Origin of the sequence: Streptomyces sp. (assembly GCF_031178505.1) — a bacterium.
GTDB classification, from domain to species: Bacteria; Actinomycetota; Actinomycetes; order Streptomycetales; family Streptomycetaceae; genus Streptomyces; species Streptomyces gulbargensis.
The window spans coordinates 1-4217 of record NZ_JAPSIW010000624.1; the positions used below are offsets into that span (position 1 = coordinate 1).

Annotated in this window: 6 protein-coding genes; 4 read left to right on the forward strand and 2 right to left on the reverse strand. The window is 70.2% G+C overall.

Annotation, left to right across the window (positions count from 1 at the left end):
• A partial coding sequence (locus RIF68_RS29185) for a DUF6131 family protein (protein ID WP_309054284.1) occupies window positions 1–72 on the forward strand: 72 nt, incomplete at its 5' end.
• 152 nt (window positions 73–224) lie between these two features.
• Here the strand turns inward: RIF68_RS29185 and RIF68_RS29190 are convergent.
• Window positions 225–800 (reverse strand): hypothetical protein, encoded by a 576-nt coding sequence (locus tag RIF68_RS29190; RefSeq protein ID WP_037821977.1) that lies wholly within the window; start codon window positions 798–800, stop codon window positions 225–227.
• A gap of 116 nt (window positions 801–916) precedes the next feature.
• On the opposite strand from RIF68_RS29190, the gene RIF68_RS29195 reads away from it, so the two are divergent.
• Entirely contained in the window at window positions 917–1447 is a 531-nt protein-coding gene (locus RIF68_RS29195) for an urease accessory protein UreD (RefSeq protein WP_375165755.1), read from the forward strand.
• Between the two features lie 177 nt (window positions 1448–1624).
• Here the strand turns inward: RIF68_RS29195 and sigJ are convergent, their stop codons facing one another.
• Complete coding sequence (sigJ, locus tag RIF68_RS29200; protein WP_031018565.1) at window positions 1625–2560, reverse strand: RNA polymerase sigma factor SigJ; 936 nt, start codon at window positions 2558–2560, stop codon at window positions 1625–1627.
• A gap of 150 nt (window positions 2561–2710) precedes the next feature.
• Here sigJ and wrbA point away from each other — a divergent pair, with 150 nt between their 5' ends.
• Complete coding sequence (wrbA, locus tag RIF68_RS29205) at window positions 2711–3319, forward strand: NAD(P)H:quinone oxidoreductase (protein ID WP_127445260.1); 609 nt, start codon at window positions 2711–2713, stop codon at window positions 3317–3319.
• 51 nt (window positions 3320–3370) lie between these two features.
• Window positions 3371–3814: a nuclear transport factor 2 family protein gene (locus RIF68_RS29210; protein WP_309054283.1), complete on the forward strand. Its 444-nt coding sequence runs from the start codon at window positions 3371–3373 to the stop codon at window positions 3812–3814.
• Window positions 3815–4217: the final 403 nt, after the last annotated feature.

Genomic DNA, 4217 nt, shown 5'->3' on the forward strand with positions numbered 1-4217 from the left:
GTCGTCGGCGCCGTCCTGTGGCTCCTCGGCGCCACTGGTCGAGCCGTCGGCGGACGAAAGCACTACTTCTGACCTGCTGACTCCATACCTGCACATGGACGTGGGGCCCATCGCGCAGCCCGTCGCGATGGGCCCCACGTGAGCGTTGCCCCGAAGATCATCCACGCTGCGGTTACCTGCGCCAGCACGACAGCAGGCCGTTCCCTGTGGACCCTCGCTTCTCGTCAGGAGGTGCTGGGGGCTCCTGGCGTCCCCTGAGCATGCAGGGCACGCTCCACGGCCCCCAACCGCCGTCGCTGCCGACGCATGGACAGAGGATTGATCAGCGTCAAGCCTCCCAGAAGGAAGCTGAAGCAGGCGTACCCGTAGTTCTGGGCGAACAGCTGGGCCACCGCGTTCGCGAGCCACAGCAGCGCCGCAGCTCCCAGGAGCCACCACACCCAGCGACGGCTCAGCACGCTCAGCACGCGGCGCTGTCGCGTCGCGATGTCGATCGCGGCCGGCAGCTCGGCGGGATCTTCCGGCACCTTTCCGCGCTGGATCCGGCGACCGACCCGCATGTATCGACTCGCGCTCAGCCCGAACCTTGCCGCCCGGCGACGAGTCCACCACCAGGCCCCGGCAGTCGCCACCATCGCCAGCACGACCACCACGGCGGCCAAGGACCGTCCTGCGGCGACGTCCAGTTCCTTTTCTCCTGCGACAGCTCCCGCCAGGAAGCCTGACAGCGCCGCCACCAGCAGTACGGCGAGGAGGCTCCCCGCCACAGCCAGACGCGCCTTGCCGACCGACCCGCTCATGCCCATCCTCCCTTGTCCCGTCCCTGTGACCGACCGACTGCCCTCGATACCTTTCGGCACCCGCAGCAGGAGCGCACGGGGGCGAAACCAGCCGATGCGGGCCCGGAGCCCGGCCGGTGATCGCCGGCGCGAGGCCGTCTGCCCGAGGGAGCACGGCCTCCCTGCACTGGCTGCCCGAGCCCCTGATCAGTACCCGGGGCAGCGTCCTCCACCAGACGTTCACCGTGGACCTCGCCCCCACCTCCCGTCTGCTCATGCGGGAGGAGCAGCTCCTGGGCCGCTCAGGCGAGGCGCCGGGTCACCTCACCACCCGGCTGACCGTACGGCGCGGCGGACGACCGCTCCTCGACCAGCACTCCGCCTACGGCCACCCGGCACCGGCGTGGGACGGCCCGGCCGTCCTCGGGGGCCACCGGGCGACCGGACAGCTCCTCCTGGTCGATCCAGGACTGGACGCGCCACAGGAGCCGCACGTCATCGGCGACGGCTCGGCAGGGGGACACGCCGTACTGACCCCTCTCGCCGACCCCCAGGCCCTCATCGCCACCGCCGTCGCCCCGACGCCGGCCCAATTGCGCCACCTCCTGGACACCGCCCTCGCCCACGTCTACGAGACGCCACGGCCGGAAGCCGAAGGCGAGCAGTAGATCCGTGAACCACGTGAACGCCGGACCGAAGAACTGAGGTGGTGCAGCGACCTCGGTGGCCCGGGTGCCGCCTGAACCCGGAGCGGCACGCGTGAGCGCAGCCGCCGCCAGGAATGGTGGGGAGGTTCGGGCCGGTGGCTGCCGCTGGGCACCTCTATTCCGCCCAGGACCTCACCTTCAGGCCGACTTCCACGGCCTGAGCTTCTCGGGATTGAGCACGGCCCAGATCCGCCGGATCCGTCCGTTCGCGATGTCGAAGGCGTACACCGACACAACGGCGCCGTCCACGTGGGCCACCAGGCCGGGCTGGCCGTTGACCGTGCGCTCCCGGACCGTGAGCCGGCCCGGGAGCGTCCGGTCGGCGAAGAAGCGGGCGATGGACTCCGCGCCCTCGACCGGGTGGAGCAAGGCGGTGACGAGTCCGCCGCCGTCACCGACGGCGACGGCACCAGGGTCGAGCAGGCCGATGAGGGCGGGGATGTCCTTCGCCTCCCACGCCTGCCTGAACGCCCTCACCACATCCGCCCGCTGGTCCGCCGGTGACAGGGGAGCCCGTGAGGCGTCGACGCGGCGTCGGGCGGAGGAGGCCAGCTGTCGGCAAGCAGCCGGGGTGCGGCCGACGATGTCGGCCACCTCGGAGAACGGGTAGCGGAAGACGTCGTGCAGCACGAACGCCACGCGCTCCGCCGGGGTCATCGCCTCCAGGACGACGAGGAAGGCCATGCTGACCGACTCGTCGAGCGTGACCCGATCGGCCGGGTCGGCCGTGCTGTCGTCCGTCGCGCCGGTGGGCCACTCGGTGCGCGCGGGCAGCGGCTCGGGCACCCATTCCCCCACGTAGCGCTCCCTCCTGGCCCGTGCCGAGCGCAGCACGTCGAGGCAGATGCGGCCGGTGACCTTGGTCAGCCAGCCACCGGGGGACGCCACGGCCTCCCGCTGCCGCGGGGGCATCGCGTACCAGCGCGCGTACGTCTCCTGAACGGTGTCCTCGGCCTCGGCCAGCGAGCCCAGCATCCGGTAGGCAAGATTGATCAGCCGGCGGCGCTCGGCCTCAAGCGCGTTCGTCGTCGAATCCGGTCGGCTGTCCTGCGGCGCGGTCGAACGGTGCGTCATGGTCCAAGGCTCCTCGGTCGCATCTTCCTACACCGTCATGACGCGGCAGCGCCCCGAAACGTGAGGTCGCCGCCCCGCCTCACATTTCGCCGGGCCGTCTCGTCGTACCCGGCAAAGGAACGTGACGGAAGCAGACGGAGGCAGAACGGCATGGAGCCCGTGAACGTCGCAGTCATCTACTACAGCACCAGCGGCAACGTGCACGCCCTAGCACGAGCCGTCGTCGAGGGCGCGCGGAAGGCCGGGGCGCACGTCCGGCTCCGCAAGGTGGCCGAGACCGCCCCGGCCGAGGTGATCGACGCCCATCCGGCCTGGGCCCGGCATCACCAGGACACCGCCGAGGTCGCCGAGGCAGGACACGGCGACCTGGAGTGGGCCGACGCGGTGCTCTTCGGTACCCCGACCCGATTCGGCAACCCCGCGGCGCAGTTGAGGCAGTTCATCGACACGACCGGGCCCCTGTGGTTCGCGGGCAAGCTCGCGGACAAGGTGTACTCGTCCTTCACTGCGTCCAACACCGCCCACGGCGGGCAGGAATCGACCCTTCTGGCGCTCGGCAACACCTTCTACCACTGGGGCGGCGTCATCGTGCCACCCGGTTACACCGACCCGGTCCAGTTCACGTCGGGCAATCCCTACGGCACCTCGGCCGTGGTCGGCGACGCGGAGCCCGGCGAGGTGAGCCTGGCGGCCGCTCGCCACCAGGCTCGCCGGGTCGTCGAGGTCACCGCCGCGCTCAAGGCCGGACGCGCCGCCTGAGTCCGCCCTCCCTCCTCCCCTCCAGCACGACACCACCGAAGGAGTACTCGAATGACCACCACCCACGAGTCGGAGCTCCGGGCCCTCTTCGCGAGCCGCGCCGACGCCCAGCAGACCAAGGACATCGACCGACTCATGTCCTTCTACGCCGCCGACGCCGTCTACTACGACGTCGTCCCCCCGCTGAGGTTCACCGGCACCGACGAGATCCGTCGCAACTTCGTGCGGTGGTTCGACGGATACGTCGGCCCCATCAGCCTGGAGACGCACGACCTCACCGTCGTGGCCGGCGAAGACACCGCCTTCGCGCACATGCTCCACCGTGACTCGGGAGAGCGGAAGGGCGGCCTCCAGGCCTCGATATGGGTACGGGAGAGCGTCTGCCTCCGGCGGACGCACGGAGCGTGGTCGATCACGCACGAGCATGTCTCGATCCCCATCGACCCGGCGACCATGACGGTCTGGCTCCCGACCGACAAGGACCAGCTCGCCTGACCCCGTTCGCGACGAACGTGACGTCGTCCGAGGGCCGGCACAAGGTGCTGGTCGCAACCATGCGTCGATGGTTGCGACCAGCACCGTCGCTCCGTGGCGGACGGCGAGTTCGACGCACCGGGTGGCCACGGCCCGGTGGTTCTGGAGCCGATTGATCCCGCACTCGACCATGCGCTGCTGCTTGTGATCGGTCTTGTCGGACTTCGGTGCACTGCGGTGCACTGCGGTGCACTGCAACCGCCTGGGTGATGTGGAGCGCCGTCGACGCTTCGGTCAACTCCCTTCGACCGCGCATTCCATGGCTCACGACGGCCGTGATCGATAGGCTGGGAGGGTCGAGGCTCGGGAGGATCCGGCAGTGTCGTTGAGCTACTACGTGTACATCTCCGACAGCAAGGTCGAC